General features: G+C 70.1%; 13 protein-coding genes and 1 pseudogene. 5 read left to right on the forward strand and 9 right to left on the reverse strand.

Features of this window, described 5'->3' with window-relative positions; genetic code table 11:
* Positions 1 to 342: 342 nt before the first annotated feature.
* Positions 343 to 1,377, forward strand: a complete 1,035-nt coding sequence (locus ACFYYF_RS12660; protein ID WP_388774451.1) for a zinc-binding dehydrogenase — start codon at positions 343 to 345, stop codon at positions 1,375 to 1,377.
* A 282-nt stretch (positions 1,378 to 1,659) separates the two neighbouring features.
* Positions 1,660 to 1,929 (forward strand): hypothetical protein, encoded by a 270-nt coding sequence (locus ACFYYF_RS12665; protein ID WP_388774454.1) that lies wholly within the window; start codon positions 1,660 to 1,662, stop codon positions 1,927 to 1,929.
* Between the two features lie 99 nt (positions 1,930 to 2,028).
* Here ACFYYF_RS12665 and ACFYYF_RS12670 read toward each other — a convergent pair whose 3' ends face one another.
* Positions 2,029 to 2,409: a hypothetical protein gene (locus ACFYYF_RS12670; RefSeq protein ID WP_388774457.1), complete on the reverse strand. Its 381-nt coding sequence runs from the start codon at positions 2,407 to 2,409 to the stop codon at positions 2,029 to 2,031.
* 346 nt (positions 2,410 to 2,755) lie between these two features.
* Between ACFYYF_RS12670 and ACFYYF_RS12675 the strand changes: the two genes are divergently transcribed.
* On the forward strand, positions 2,756 to 3,400 hold the full coding sequence (locus ACFYYF_RS12675; RefSeq protein WP_388774460.1) for a LysE family translocator: 645 nt from the start codon (positions 2,756 to 2,758) through the stop codon (positions 3,398 to 3,400).
* A 39-nt stretch (positions 3,401 to 3,439) separates the two neighbouring features.
* On the opposite strand, the pseudogene ACFYYF_RS12680 reads toward ACFYYF_RS12675, so the two are convergent.
* Positions 3,440 to 3,730, reverse strand: a pseudogene (locus tag ACFYYF_RS12680) (IS630 family transposase); the annotation flags it as partial.
* Between the two features lie 838 nt (positions 3,731 to 4,568).
* On the opposite strand from ACFYYF_RS12680, the gene ACFYYF_RS12685 reads away from it, so the two are divergent.
* Entirely contained in the window at positions 4,569 to 4,901 is a 333-nt protein-coding gene (locus tag ACFYYF_RS12685) for a hypothetical protein (RefSeq protein ID WP_388774463.1), read from the forward strand.
* 191 nt (positions 4,902 to 5,092) lie between these two features.
* Here the strand turns inward: ACFYYF_RS12685 and ACFYYF_RS12690 are convergent, their stop codons facing one another.
* From ACFYYF_RS12690 to ACFYYF_RS12705, 4 genes are all read right to left on the reverse strand, one after another.
* Positions 5,093 to 5,923 carry a universal stress protein gene (locus ACFYYF_RS12690; protein WP_388774465.1) on the reverse strand — a complete coding sequence of 277 codons (831 nt, stop codon included), beginning with the start codon at positions 5,921 to 5,923 and terminating at the stop codon, positions 5,093 to 5,095.
* 221 nt (positions 5,924 to 6,144) lie between these two features.
* Positions 6,145 to 6,585 carry a pyridoxamine 5'-phosphate oxidase family protein gene (locus ACFYYF_RS12695; protein WP_388774468.1) on the reverse strand — a complete coding sequence of 147 codons (441 nt, stop codon included), beginning with the start codon at positions 6,583 to 6,585 and terminating at the stop codon, positions 6,145 to 6,147.
* A gap of 52 nt (positions 6,586 to 6,637) precedes the next feature.
* Complete coding sequence (locus ACFYYF_RS12700; protein ID WP_388774471.1) at positions 6,638 to 7,312, reverse strand: helix-turn-helix domain-containing protein; 675 nt, start codon at positions 7,310 to 7,312, stop codon at positions 6,638 to 6,640.
* Between the two features lie 19 nt (positions 7,313 to 7,331).
* The gene (locus ACFYYF_RS12705) at positions 7,332 to 8,402 is read right to left on the reverse strand and encodes a zinc-dependent alcohol dehydrogenase family protein (protein WP_388774474.1); all 1,071 of its coding nucleotides are present in this window, start codon (positions 8,400 to 8,402) and stop codon (positions 7,332 to 7,334) included.
* A 331-nt stretch (positions 8,403 to 8,733) separates the two neighbouring features.
* On the opposite strand from ACFYYF_RS12705, the gene ACFYYF_RS12710 reads away from it, so the two are divergent.
* Positions 8,734 to 9,315, forward strand: a complete 582-nt coding sequence (locus ACFYYF_RS12710; protein ID WP_388774476.1) for a hypothetical protein — start codon at positions 8,734 to 8,736, stop codon at positions 9,313 to 9,315.
* 236 nt (positions 9,316 to 9,551) lie between these two features.
* On the opposite strand, the gene ACFYYF_RS12715 is transcribed toward ACFYYF_RS12710, so the two are convergent.
* Genes ACFYYF_RS12715 through ACFYYF_RS12725 form a run of 3 tightly spaced genes read right to left on the reverse strand, consistent with a single transcriptional unit; the run spans position 9,552 to position 13,563 of the window.
* A complete protein-coding gene (locus ACFYYF_RS12715; protein ID WP_388774479.1) occupies positions 9,552 to 10,049 on the reverse strand; it encodes a flavodoxin domain-containing protein in 498 nt (165 codons plus the stop codon).
* Positions 10,050 to 10,065: 16 nt separating this feature from the next.
* Entirely contained in the window at positions 10,066 to 10,803 is a 738-nt protein-coding gene (locus ACFYYF_RS12720) for a CBS domain-containing protein (RefSeq protein ID WP_388774481.1), read from the reverse strand.
* 15 nt (positions 10,804 to 10,818) lie between these two features.
* A complete protein-coding gene (locus tag ACFYYF_RS12725) occupies positions 10,819 to 13,563 on the reverse strand; it encodes a GNAT family N-acetyltransferase (protein WP_388774485.1) in 2,745 nt (914 codons plus the stop codon).
* Positions 13,564 to 13,671 lie beyond the last annotated feature (108 nt).

Raw genomic sequence — 13,671 nt, forward strand, 5'->3', positions numbered from 1 at the left:
GTATCCGGCCGAGCCGAGCCGGCCAGCAGGCGCCACGGGTCCGGCTGCGGCACCGACTGCACGGCCGGCAGGAGGACAGCTGCCTCTCAGGCCCGACCCGCGCGGGCGTCGACCCTCAGTTGCCGATAGCGGCTGCCACGGGCCCGCTCGCAGCATCCGCAGGACCCCCAACCCGCAGGTTCTTCTGCTTTCGGGGGACCTGCCCGGCCGCACCCTGCGGTTCCTGATCGAGTGTCTGACGGTCTAGGCAGACGATCGCTCTGGGCCGCATGAGAGCCTGTCTGCATGCCACCGACCTCCCCGCCAACGTCCGATCTGCTCTCACCGCTCCTTCCTCGTACGATGCGGGCTGTCGTCATCACGGGCCACGGAGACCTCGATGTGATCGAGGAGCGCGAGGTGCCCGTGCCACGCCCGGGACCGGGCGAGGTGCTGGTCCGGGTAGCCGCGGCAGGTTGCAACAACACCGATCTGTGGACCCGCGAAGGCTCCTACGGTGCGGCAGAGGACCCGGATGTCAGGACAGGATGGCTCGGTCCGCTCGACTTCCCGCGCATCCAGGGAGCCGACGTGGCCGGCACGGTGGTGGCCTGCGGTGACGAGGCAGCCACCGGACTGATCGGGATGCGGGTGCTGGTGGACCCGGCCGAGTACGACGGTCCGGGACCGGACGCGCGCCCGGCCGACGTGCTCGGGAGCGAGCGGAACGGAGGGTTCGCCGAGTACGTCGTGGTGCCGAGCACACGAGCCCACTCCGTCGACGGCTCGCCCCTGACGGACGTGGAACTGGCGGCCCTTCCCATCGCCTACGGCACCGCGCTGGGCATGCTCGACCGCGGGTCCGTCTCGAAGGGCCACACTGTCCTCGTCACCGGCGCCTCGGGCGGTGTCGGCCTGGCAGCGGTCCAGTTGGCCCATTCCCGTGGGGCCCGCGTCGTCGCGGTGTGCAGCGGCGACAAGGGGGAGGCCGTCCGCAACGCCGGTGCCGACGCTGTGGTGGACAGGCGACGAGATGAGGTGCTCGCCGACGCAGCCGCGGCAGCGCCGGAGGGCTACGACGCGGTCGTCGACGTCGTTGCCGGCGCGGTCCTCGGCCCCGGCCTCGGACTGCTGAGGGCCGGGGGACGCTGGGTGGTTGCCGGTGCCCTCGACGGCTGGGCTGTCGACATCGACGTGCGGCGGCTCTACCTCGCCAACCTCTCGCTGGTGGGCTCAACCATGCACACGCCGCGGATCTTCGACCACCTGGTGGAGATTGCCCGACGCGGCGACGTCAGACCCGTCGTCGCCGCGACCTTCCCGCTCGGGCAGGTACGCGAGGCCCAGGCACAACTCGCCCGGCGTCGACATGTAGGAAAACTGATCGTCGTCCCCTGACCTGATCCTTGACTCCGGCCGCCCGATCCGTGCAAGAACACGTCCAGCCCGCTGCGGGAAGCTGCTGGATTTGAAGACGTCCCCGTCGATCATGGTGTAGCCCTCATTGAGGCGGGCGATCTCCCCCGCCATTCGCCGTCGCCCAACTCCCGTTCCGCGATGCTCCACAGACAACATTGAACCGCTCCCGCTCCCAAGGACCACAGACCGCCAGTGACCGGACTCCCGCTATTCCGAAATGGAACGGGCGCGCAGGAAACCCCATGCGTGAAGAATGAGGGCATGGCAGATCATCTGCGCTCTGAAGACGGCTGGCTGCTCGTTGGTGATCAACAGATCGCCGTGGAGGTCGACCTGGGCATGTTCCTCCCTGCGACGGGCTTGTGGGGTGGCGTGCTGTGCAACCTTCCCCCAGGGCTCGCGGACACCCTGAGAGGCGCTGAGGTTCACTTGCGACTGCAGACCGGCCCCGTGCGCCAGATCCGCCTTCTGACCGACCCTCACGATGAATCGTCCGTTACCTTCCTCGGTAAAGGAACTGCGCCATTTTAGCGCAATGAACGTCACTGCGGTCGGCGGCTGAGCAGCCTCTCAGCCCATACGCCGCGCGGCACCCCATCGACAGGACTGAGTCTGGGCAGACTCCTTTGGTCATGCATCACCTGCAGGATCAGAACGAAACGGCCTTGCCACCTTCATTGTGAAGATGGCCAGGTTGAACTGGTTCTCGTGTTTGTCCTTGTACAGAGCGATCTCCTCGCCGAGACATCCTCTGCCGGCAGCAATCCCAGCAGCCAGTGCCGACCCGACCGAGTCGGGCTCGGTGCAGGACTTCAGCACGGCGGAGCCGAGCCTGGTGAAGGTCCCACCGCCGCCGTCCGTCACATGAACCGGAAACGCGTCAGACAGAAGGACGATCGGCTTGTCTGCCTCACGAGCGGTCGTCACTGAGGCGCGGGGTGTGGGTGCCGCCGTTTTCATCGCGGGTGCCGCAGCTTCGCGGTCAGGGGATGACGAGGTCGTGTAGTTCACAGCAACTAGGGCCACCGTAGTCACGGCAACCGCCGCTGCCGACGGCAGGACGTTCCGGGGCCGCACACGCTTCCGGACGGGGGCCAGGCCTTCTTCGATACCGGCCCAATGTACGAAGTTATCGCTGCGCACCCTGTTCCGCTGGTCGTGGCCGGGCCTGTGGTCATCCGGAAGTGGGTTCTCGTTGCTAGCGCCGCGGCCGGAAAGGTTCGCCGGGTCGGCGGGCGGGGCGCGTCGCTGGATGGACAGTGACGTCTGACCTGACCGCTGAAGGCGTTGGGTACCGCAATCGCGGACCGGGCACTGCTCTTCCCCGACGAATACGCCCTCGGTTATCGTCCGTCCTGTGCCCGTAAACCCGAGCCTGATCGTCGGTTTCCTGACTCTGTCGGCATTGCTGTCAGCGATCCCGGGACCATCTGTCCTGCTTGAGACCAGCCGTGCCATCACCCTGGGGCGTCGATCTGCGATGTGGATCGTGCTGGGGAATGCCCTCGGCGGTCTGGTACTCCTGGTGTTGGTCGTCGCTGGCCTCGGAGCAATCGTCGCGGCATCGGCCAAGCTCTTCATGGCAGTCAAGGTCGTCGGCGCGTGCTACCTGTTCTGGCTGGGCGTCAATGCGCTGCGCTCCGCCCGGTCCAACTCCGTGCATGAGTCCTCCGCAACAGCCGATGCCCCGAGCAGTTCGTGGACGCGGTCGGTGCGGCAGGGCTTCCTGGTCGGTGTCGCCAACCCGAAGAGCATCGTGTCGCTGATGGCCGTCCTACCTCAGTTCGTTGACCACTCGCGCGGGAACTTTGTCCTCCAGATGCTGGTCATCGGCCTCGCCGGAGGCGTGGTCCAGGCACTCATCGAAACCATCTGGGTCTGTGCCGCCGGAGCCATGCGGACATGGTTTCTGGCGAAAAGACGCCGTCTCCGGGTACTGAAGGCCAGCGGCGGAGTTGCCATGATCGCATTTGCCAGCAGGCTCGCAATCGAAAGCCCATAGAGCCATCCCCTGCCACGATCCCGCCGGCCGGCCTGTACGTCATGGCGTCAGTGCCGCCAGTGCTGACTGCAGGACCAGCCGCCCTCCCCAGCGGAGGCCCTTCCCACTGCGGATGCGGGCGCGCACACTCCGTTGAGCGGCCAGCACGTCGGGATGGCGAGCGTTCTCATTGCGCCAGCGCAGGTAGGCGTGCAGGGCGAGCGTCTGGGCGGTGTGGTTGCGGTGGTTGGAGTTGGCGACCGTGAACTGCCGCAGCGGTCCGAAGTGGGCCTCGATCGGGTTCGCACAGGACGCATAGGTCGGGGTGAAGCACAGCTTGACCTTGTTCCGCCGTCTGGGGCTCGGCCAGAATGCCACACCGCAGTTCACGAACACCCCAGGGCAGGTGGACTTCACCGGCGACGGCTCCCAACTGGTCGTCACCACCAAAGCGAACGACAGCAGTCTCCTGGTGTTCAACCAGAACCGCTCGGGCCCACTCACCGGTCACCACGAACCTGCCGGGGGCCGCACCCTTCGCCTTCGTCCCCAACGGCCGCCACCGCCCATTCCTGGTCGCGGCCGGGACGAACGCCGCCGCAACCTTCACCATCCACCGTGACGGCATCGCATCCCGGGATGCCTTCGCGGCCATGGGCAGTCGGCCACCTGCTGGATCGTCGACACCCGTGACCTGCTCTACGCCTCCAACGCGGGCGGCTCCGCCCTCAGCGGCTTCCGGGCCTGCGACCACGGCCGCGGCTGATCCTCCTGGGCAACACGGCCACCGAACGCGGCACCGTCGCCGCTACAGCCACCCCGGACGGGCACTCCACCCGGCCAGGGGGTCAACGGCATCGTCGACGAGTTCGCCGGTCAACCGCGACGGGTCACTCACCCGGCGGCGCTTCCGGACCGTGCCGTGCAGCTTCGGCGGTAAGGGTATCGTCGCTCTCTGACCGGCCGCACGGCAGAGGAGCGCGGCTCCGTCCTCCACGCGCGGCCTTGGCCGCCTCGCTCCCCCACGCCCCTCCCTCCGCCGCGCCGGGCACAACGCACCGGCGGCTGCGAAGCGGGACGGAGATTGCCTGGACCCGGCATGGTCAGACACGACCGGGCCCAGCGACAATGTCGGCACCTTCGGGCCGGGCGCCGCTAGGGCGTGTTGCGGTCGGAGTGGAGCAACACCATGACATGGGTGGTAGGAACTGGCGCCTTCTTGGGGATGCTGGCAATCGTATTGGGAGTCGTCACGATCCGAACAGGATGGCTCCTGCCCACGGCGCGCCGGCACGTCACCAGGTCCGAGCTTCACGGTTTCGGTGCGGTCCTCACGGGCGCCCCCGTCGTTGTGCAGAGCCTCTTCTACTTCCGGCTCCTGCCGAGCGTCTCCTGGGAGGTTCGCTTCTTCGGCGGAAACGCGCTCCTGCTGGCCGGGCTGATCCTGATGATCCTCAGTCAACTGCCGCCGCTCGGCCGGAGCCGGGAACAAGCCGATAGTGCCGGCGTCCGAATGGTCTGATCTGACGTCTTCGCAGCTAGCGGTCATGCCCAGTGTGAGCCGCACGCCTTGCCACCACCCAGGTTCTCAAGCCTGTTTCGAGGGTGATGGGGCTCGGCCGCGCCGTTCCAGGAACAGCACAAGCGCGAGCGTGGGCTGTCTCCGTCGCCCTGAGCGGTGTCCGTCGTGGGGCCGGCCGACCCGCGGACCTGTCATCCACAGGGCACGACGACCACCGGGCAGTGCGCCCGGTGCAGCAGCGTGTGGGCGACCGGACCCAGGCGCGGACCGAGCACGCTCGAACGGCGGTGGGCGCCGATGACGACCACGGCGGCCTCCCGGGTGGCGGCCAGCAGCTCGTCCGCGGGCGGGGTTCGGACCGTGTGGGTCTCCACCGTGACTCCGGGATACCGGTCCTGAAGTCGCGTGAGGGCGAAGCGGGGTACGGCTTCCTCTGCCCGGGCGTCCCTGGACAGTTGTTCCTGGCCGATGCCGCGCGCCGATGTCAGGGAGGGCAGTTCGGGGGTGATGCGCCGATGACTCCAGGAATGCAGGACACGGAGTCGCGCGTCGCGCCGCTCGGCCTCCTGGAAGGCGTACTCCGCCGCCTTCGTATCAGTGTCGTCCGCCAGGCCGAGGAGCACGTCCTGCCCGTTGTCGCACGGGTGGTCCCCACGGACGACCAGGAGTGGCCCCCGTGTGAGCGCCGCCAGCCGCAGACTCACCGAACCGAACGCCGAGCCGGTCAATGCGCCCAAGCCACGCGTTCCTACGACGGTGAGGACCGCGTCCGCGCTCTCACCGGCCAACGCGCGCGCCGTTCCCTCCTCCGTCGTGACGGCCTCCACGCTCAGCTCCGGATGCCGCTCGTGTGCGCGTGACACGGCGTTGGCCAGGACCGGCGCGGCCTCGTCGCGGTCGGCGACCGCGTAGAGCACGCGCAGTCCGGTGCCGTGCCGTACGGCTTCGGCCGCGGCCCAGTCCAGCGCCCTGGTGGAAATCAGAGAGCCGTCCACTCCGACGACTATGCGATGCGAGGTCATGGCCGCGCCCGTCCCTTCCTCGAGTGAGCGTTTCGGGGGGAGGCGACGGCTCGGTGAACGCGCCGGCCCCCTCGAACGATGCTCCTCGTGGACGGTCACCCCGGGCAGAAGCCGCGAGGCCCGGAGGGATGCCGAACGGCCCCTGTTCAAGGGGCCGTTCGGACAGAACGAGGACGGGCGACGGGCGCTCTCACCGACGACGTGATGACGAGGGGGCGGATTCAGGAAGAGGGAAGCCCGCCGTACACGGTACGTCCTCCCATGAGTTGGCGTCCGGTGACCATTTCCTGGGCGATGCGGACGAAGACCTCCTGCGGCGCCGGCGCCCAGGAACGAGGTCCGGTCCTCAGAAGCCGCGCATGCTCGACGGGGTCGGTGACGAGGGTGGCCGGCCCCAGGGCCACGACGCTCCAGCCGGAATGCGCGCGGGCGTCGACCTCGTCGGCCTCGAACGCCACCACGGCTCCGTCGATCGCGCTCGCCAGCTCCGACGAGGCCGAGGTGCGCACGACCACCGCGCCGTCAGGCTCCAGGCAGAAGTTGACCGGCAGGACGGCGGGAAGCGCCTGCCGTGTGTACACGATGCGCCCCACGGGCACGGTGGCCAGCAGAGCCAGGCATTCCCGCCGGTCGAGTTCGCGAAATCCGTCGTTGGCGTACATCCGTCTTCTCGTCTCTCACCTGGCAACCCCGATTCCACACGCCGGAACCTGTTCAGGTCACGATGCGGCGTCCCGTGACGGCGTACGGCTCGATGCGCACCCACATGTCACGCCGCCCGCCGCTCCACGGCGCGCTGTACGCCCGCTTCGCGAGCCGATGTTCCTCATCAGGGTCGGTCACCGTGCGCGCGAACCCGCGCGTCACCACGCTCCAGCCCTGGCTGAAGGTGTCGTCGACACGGTCGACCTCGAAGGCGACGACGCATCCGGATGCCAGCGACGGTGTCGCGCCGCGGGCGGTTCTGAAGACGATCGCGTCATCGACGACGCTGTAATTGACAGGGACGATCACGGGCCCGAGTTCCGTGGGAACAGCGAGCCTTCCGACGCCGTGCGTCGACAGCAGCTTCGCGCACTCGGCCACGCTCAACTCGGTCAGTTCGGGCGAGCGTGCTGCCTGTTCACGACCGGGTGGCACATCGGCATCACCGCCGGTGAGCGCCGATACCGTGGTCCGCAGCGCTGCCGCGAGGCTGAGCAGCGTGCCTCGGCCGGGCGCGGCTCCGGGGTGCTGTTCCAGGTGCCTCACGTAGCTGGGAGCCACGCCCGCTCGGGCAGCTATCTCCTCTGCCGTCAGACCGAGCCGGACACGGCGTGCGGCAAGTCGCCGGCCCAGGTCGCCCGAGGGCAGGCCCTGTGTGACGTTCGCCTGCGCGTGTTCGGTCATGGCTCCTGCCGTCCTCTCCTCAGGCCGCCGGTACGGCGACCTCCTCGTGCGACGGTTCGCCGAGCACCACCTTCAGGGCCCCGGTGTCGGCGGCGCGGGCGAAGACGTCATAGGCCTCCTCCATGCTCTCCAGAGGGAAGGTGTGGGTGATCAGTTGCGAGGTGGGCAGCCGGCCGGCGGTGGCCATGCGCAGCAGCGTGGGCGTGGAGCGGGTGTCCACCAGACCCGTGGTGATCGTCACGTTCTTGATCCACAGGTCTTCCAGGTGCAGCGTCGCCGGTTTGCCGTGGACGCCGACGTTGGCGACGTGGCCGCCGGGTCGCACCATGCGCGTGCACAGTTCGAAGCTCTCCGGCACGCCGACCGCCTCGATGACCACGTCCGCGCCGAGGCCGTCGGTGAGATCGGCGATCAGCTGCTCGGGTTCCTCGTCGGCGTCGGCCACGGCGTCGGCGCCGAGTCGCTTGGCGGCCTCCAGCCTGGAGGCGGCCAGGTCGACGGCGACGATCCGCTCGGGCGCGAAAAGGCGCGCCGTGGCGATGGCCGCGAGTCCGATGGGACCGGCCCCGACGACGGCGACCGTGTCGCCCGGACGTACCTGCCCGTTGAGCACACCCACCTCGTAGGAGGTCGGGAAGATGTCCGCCAGCAGGACGGCGTCCTTGCTCTCCACCGCGCCGGGCAGGGCGTGCACGGACAGGTCTGCGAAGGGAACGCGGGCGTACTCGGCCTGGGTGCCGTCGATCAGGTGGCCCAGGATCCAGCCTCCACCGCCCTGGCACTGACCGTAACTGCCCTCACGGCAGTAGCGGCAGCGCCCGCAGGCGCTGATGCAGGAGACCAGGACGCGGTCGCCCGGACGTACGGTCCGCACATCGCTGCCGACCTCGACGATCTCGCCGACGGCCTCGTGCCCCAGGACCGTGCCCGGGCGCACCTCGGGCACGTCCCCCTTGAGGATGTGCAGGTCGGTGCCGCAGATGGTGACCGTGCCGATCCGCACGATGGCGTCGGTGGGTTCCTTGATGGCAGGGTCCGGGACATCCTCCCAGGCGGACTGCCCGGGGCCGTGGAAAACGAAGCCCTTCATGACGCTCCTCCCCATCCCTTTGCGAGTAGCGGGATTGCCCTACACATCCAGCTTGTCCGGTTGTGGCCTGCCCCGCTTGGGCCGTCCGGCCCCATCATTCGCCGAACGGTCCCCGGCATCGGTCCACGGGCGCGGCAGCTCCTGACCCCGGCGGAAGCCCCGGAGCCGGGCAGGGCGTTGTCGGGCTTCGTCATGTGCTGGGCTGAACGGCCCCTGCCGACCGTGGAACCGGTGCCGGGCGGCCCTGTGCCGGCGCCTGCTCGGCCCATGTCGTGGAACGGCCTCCGCTGTCACCGTCAAAAGGGTCACGGCAACGAGGAGGAGCGGGCTGATGTCCAGTGGCAGGTACGCGAAGAAGCGGTTGTGGCGGTGGCGCGACAACCCGTTGCGACGACGCGACGACATCGTCGAGGCGTGGATCGTGCTGGCCGTGTGGACCGTGTTCGCCGTGGGCGGTTCCGTCGCGGGACTCGTGACCGCCCATGCCGCGGACGAGGCGTTCGCGGCGCGGCGCGCAGAGAGGCAGCCCGTCCGGGCCGTGCTCCTGAACGACGTCCCCCTCAGCGCCGCCGCACGCGGCGGCGCCTACGGCCGCCGGATGGCATCCGTGCGCTGGGTGGCGTCCGACGGCTCGACGCACACCGGACGAACCCAGGTGGACACCGGCCTCAAGGCCGGAGCCAGGGTCACGGTCTGGCAGGACGGCCACGCCCGCCTCACCACCGCGCCGCAGAGCTCGGCCGAGGCGGCGATCGAGGCGGCCTTCCTCGGCGCCGGGGCGGCGGCCGCTCTTGCCGGCCTGGTGTTCGGCGCCGGAGCGGCCGTCCGGTGGCGGCTCGACTGCCGCCGCGTCGACGAGTGGGGCAGGGAATGGGATCAGGTGGGGCCACGCTGGGGCCACAAGACCGGGTGAACGCTCGACGGATCCGTGCTCCAGGCTCGCGAGGAGCGGCCTGGAGCCGTTCGTGTGCGGTCGTGGTGGGCCGAAGGACCGGCGTGGAGTGGAGCGAGGCGGTCAGGACTCTCCTGCACGAGGCCGCCGACCTCGCTGCCGTTGTACCGGCGCGGACGATGCCATGAAGCCGGCCCCGATGCCCGGTTCGTGCCGGGTACCGAGGCCGGTCCGAAATGGCCGGACGACGCCTCCTCCTAAGCGTGTGTCAGTGCGTCCGCGATCCCTTGGGCCCACGCCTCGATCGCGCCGAAGTCACGGAAGTCGCCGCCCTTCCCGGAGCGGAGGATCATTCCCGCCATCCGTCCTTTGGCGCCTTCCTTCAGGCAGCCGCCGAAGGTGACGTGCTCCCTGACATCCAGCCGGTTCATGGTCCGCTGGACGCCGCGCACGGGCGGGATGTCCCCCTCGGCGACTGCGTCACCCAGCGGTCCGCTGCTGAAGAACCACACCGGACGTCGCGCGAGTGCGTCGCGGTGCCGGCGCACGAAGCGCCTTGCGTCCTTGTGCCAGCGTCCTGCGTAGAGCCCGCCGCCGACCACGACGGCGTCGTAGGGTGCCACGCTCCGCACGGACCCGGCTGGACACGACTCGACAGTCAGCCCGTCCTTGCGCAGGATGTCGGCGACGGCCTCGGCGATCTCCGCCGTGGATCCGTTGGTCGTTCCGTAGGTGACCAACACGGTGTCGGTCATGGCGGTCCGCCTCCTTTCACAGCCGGCGCAGCCAGTCCTCGGTCACGCCGTGCGGTACCTGTGCCTGTTGTCCGGGGCGGAGGCGCGCGTCGTCCAGCCGGTAGGTGAGATCGGCGACGACGTCGACCACCCCGTCCATCCGGCGGGTCATCGACACGGCGATCTCCGTCTCGCTCCTGCGTTCCAGCTGACCGGCCAGTGTGACGACGCCTTCGGTCACGAAGACGTCGATGCTGCGCGGGGACAGCCACAACGTGCGCACCAGGACCTCCTCGATCACCTCGTTGCGGATCTCCTGATCGGTCCGCAGGAAGACCCGCAGGAGGTCACCGCGGGTGACGATCCCGACGAGCCGGTCCTCCTCGTCGAGGACGGGGAGTCGTTCCACGTGCTTCTGGGCCATGACGCGGGCGGCCTGGACGATGGTGTCGTCGGCGTGCACGGTGACGGGTGGCGTCGTCATCAGCCCACCCGCTGTGCGGGCTCTGCTCTTCGCCGTGCGGCGCTTGGCGCCGGGGGTCAGCTCGGCGAGCCGCGCACGGTGCTTCGGCTCATACGGATCCGGGACGGTCGCCTGGTGCATCATCAGGTCCGTCTCGGACAGGACCCCGACCACCTTGTCGTCCTCGTCCACCACCGGCAGTCCACTGATCCGGTGGTCCGTCAGCAGCCGGGCCACCTCCTTGAACGGGGTGCCGTACTCGGCGCGGACGACGTCCGCGGTCATCACGGAGCCGACCTTGTCGTACCTCATGGCCGTCTTCCCTCCTCAGCGCAGTCGTCGCAGATACGGGTCCTGGGGGCTGCGCGGCAGCAGCCGTACCCGTGCGTCGAGCACGGTGACGCCGCCGGGTGCCGCCAGGACGGGGTTGAGGTCGGCCTCGGCGAGCTGCGGCAGGTCCACCGCCATCCGGGACAGCCGCAGGAGCAGCTGTTCCAGTCCTTCGAGGTCGACAGGGCTGTTGCCGTTCGCGCCCAGCAGCAGCGGGGCGCACCGCGGCGAGGTGATGAGCTCGTGCACGTCGCGGTCGGTGAGTGGGGCGAGGCGCGCCGCGTGGTCGGAAAGGACCTCCGTGGCCGTGCCGCCGAGTCCGAACAGGACGAGCGGGCCGAAGACCTCGTCCTGGACGACACCCGCGAACAGTTCGGTTCCGCGGTCGGCGAGGGGCTGCACGACCACGCCGGTCATCAGACCCGCGAAACGGTTCTCCAGGTCGCGGAACGCGGCCCGTACCTGGGCGTCACCGCGCAGGTCCAGGTGGACCGCCCGCTGCTGCGACTTGTGCAGCAGTCCGGGCCAATGGGCCTTCATCACGACCCGGCCGTCGAAGCCCCGCAGCCGGTCGGCGGCGAGCACGGCGTCGTCCTCGGTCTCGGCCCAGGCCCACGGTATCTGCGGGACTCCGTAACAGGCCAGGAGATCGGCGCAGGTACGCGGATCGAGCCAGCCGCCGTCGCCGGCGGTCCCTCCGCCCGGACGAAGCCCGGACCGGGAGAGCCCGGACAGATGCTCCGCCACCACGGTCCGTGCCCGGTCGGTCTCGATGGCGTCGAGTGCGGGGACGGTGCCGGCGGGCCGGGCGAGCCACGCGGCGCGCTGCGCGGCGTGCGCCAGCGCGCGGGCCGCCGCCTGCGGTTCGGCGTACGAGGGGATCGTGCCGCCGTCACCGGCGGACAGGAGCCGCACGGACCGGTCCTGCTCCAGACGTACGGCGATCACGGGCCGCGCCCGTCGGCCCGGAGCCGCGGTCACCGCCCGTACCAGGTCGTCGCCCGTGGCCGCGGCAACCGCCGTGGGAACGAGGGCCACGATGACGGCGTCGATGCCGGAGCACCGGGTCAGCCGGTCGACGCACTCCGTGAGCTGTTCCTCGGACACGGCGGCGGTGGCGTCGACCGGGTTGCCGACGGCGGCACCCTCCGGGAGCACCGCGAGGAGTTCGTCGATCATCGCGGGGGTGAACGGCGGCAGGACCAGTCCCGCCTCCGCGCAGGCGTCGGCGGCGAGCACTCCGGCTCCGCCCGCGTTGGTGACGACCGCGACGCGGCTGCCGCCGGGCAGCGGCTGGGAGTGCAACAGGGCTGCCGTTTCCAGGAGTTCGCCGACCGAACGGGTCGCCGTGACACCGGCCTGGGTGAACAGCGCGCCACGGGTCATGGTGCGGGTCGCGGCGGCCGCGGTGTGCGAGGCGGCCGCTTTCCGGCCGGCGTCCGTCCGGCCGGCGTCCACCGTGAGCACCGGGATGCGGCGCGTGACGCGACGGGCGGTACGGGAGAAGGCACGCGGGTTGCCGAAGGACTCCAGGTGCAGCAGGGCGAGGTCGGTGCGGCCGTCGCTCTCCCACCACTGCAGCATGTCGTTGCCGCTGACGTCGTACTTGTCGCCGAGCGAGGCGAACGAGGAGACCCCGATGCCCAGCCGGGACAGTCCGTCGAGCAGGGCGATGCCGACTCCGCCGGACTGCACGGCGACTCCCGCGCTGCCGGGGCGAGGGTGCGCTGCGGCGAAGGTCGCGTCGAGGCTCAGTTCCGGGTCCGTGTTGGAGATGCCGAGACAATTGGGGCCGACCAGCCGCATGCCGTAGGTACGGCACGCGGTCAGCAGGGCCCGCGCCTGCATGGGGTCGAGACCGGCGGTGAGGACGACGAGGGCACGTACCCCGGCCTTTCCGCTCTCCTCGGCGACGGCGGGGACGGCGGAGGCCGGTACGGCCACGATCACCAGGTCGGGCGTCACCGGCAGCGCCGCGACCGACGGGTGGGACGGCACGCCGAGCACCGAGGTGACGCTGGGGTTCACGGCGAAGAGGCGACGCGTGAAGCCGCCCGAGTGCAGCTGGTGCAGAACGGCCCGGCCCACCGATCCGGGCGTGCGGCCGGCACCGACCACGGCGACCACGGAAGGCCGCATGAGAGGCAGCAGGCTGGCCACGTCGGCGGCGCGCCCCCGGGCCTCGACGGCCGACAGATAGGTGTCGTCCTGGTCGAGGTGGATGGTGCAGCGCACCTCGGGCCCCTCGAAGCGACGGGCGGTGCGCAGGCCGAGGTCGGCGAAGAGGCGAAGCACCTCGTGGTTCTCGCTCAGCGCGTCGGCGGTGAAGGTGGTGATGCCTTCCGCGCGCGCCGCCGAGACCAGGTGCTCGACGAGCAGGGTGCCCACGCCCCTGTGGTGCAGACCGTCGGCGACCGCGATGGAGATCTCCGCGCAGCCCTCCTCGTCGCCGTCCGCGTCCTTGCCGGTGCCGTACTCGGCCAGGCCGATCACCCTGCCGTCCACCTCGGCCAGCAGGGCACGGTATCCCGGGCGGGCGGGGGCGCAGGCCCGGTCGGCGGCCATGGCGGCCGAACGCCGACTCACTCCGAAGAACCGCAGCCGAAGGTTCTCCGGTGACATCTCCTCGTAGAACCCCTGCAGCTGTTCGTGGTCGGCCGGCCGCGCGGGGCGTACGCGGACGGTGGTGCCGTCCGCGAGCAGGGCGTGGACCGTGGGCCGGTCGAGCAGGTCGTCCGTCATGGCAGCTCTCCTCCGTCGCCTTCGCTGCTTCGATCATGCGGCGGAACGCGGAACGATCCCATGGGCTGCAAGGGGCCGCCCGGGGGCCGGTCGGCCCTCCTGCGGCCG

This window comes from Streptomyces sp. NPDC001914, assembly GCF_042891215.1.
Classification (GTDB): Bacteria; Actinomycetota; Actinomycetes; order Streptomycetales; family Streptomycetaceae; genus Streptomyces.

Bases quoted from the DNA above. Each gene is read 5' to 3' on its own strand.
- ACFYYF_RS12685 (WP_388774463.1), top strand. From the start codon at position 4,569: ATGACATGGGTGGTAGGAACTGGCGCCTTCTTGGGGATGCTGGCAATC.
- ACFYYF_RS12705 (WP_388774474.1), bottom strand. From the start codon at position 8,402: ATGAAGGGCTTCGTTTTCCACGGCCCCGGGCAGTCCGCCTGGGAGGAT.
- ACFYYF_RS12660 (WP_388774451.1), top strand. From the start codon at position 343: ATGCGGGCTGTCGTCATCACGGGCCACGGAGACCTCGATGTGATCGAG.
- ACFYYF_RS12690 (WP_388774465.1), bottom strand. From the start codon at position 5,923: ATGACCTCGCATCGCATAGTCGTCGGAGTGGACGGCTCTCTGATTTCC.
- ACFYYF_RS12725 (WP_388774485.1), bottom strand. From the start codon at position 13,563: ATGACGGACGACCTGCTCGACCGGCCCACGGTCCACGCCCTGCTCGCG.
- ACFYYF_RS12710 (WP_388774476.1), top strand. From the start codon at position 8,734: ATGTCCAGTGGCAGGTACGCGAAGAAGCGGTTGTGGCGGTGGCGCGAC.
- ACFYYF_RS12665 (WP_388774454.1), top strand. From the start codon at position 1,660: ATGGCAGATCATCTGCGCTCTGAAGACGGCTGGCTGCTCGTTGGTGAT.
- ACFYYF_RS12695 (WP_388774468.1), bottom strand. From the start codon at position 6,585: ATGTACGCCAACGACGGATTTCGCGAACTCGACCGGCGGGAATGCCTG.
- ACFYYF_RS12715 (WP_388774479.1), bottom strand. From the start codon at position 10,049: ATGACCGACACCGTGTTGGTCACCTACGGAACGACCAACGGATCCACG.
- ACFYYF_RS12700 (WP_388774471.1), bottom strand. From the start codon at position 7,312: ATGACCGAACACGCGCAGGCGAACGTCACACAGGGCCTGCCCTCGGGC.
- ACFYYF_RS12720 (WP_388774481.1), bottom strand. From the start codon at position 10,803: ATGAGGTACGACAAGGTCGGCTCCGTGATGACCGCGGACGTCGTCCGC.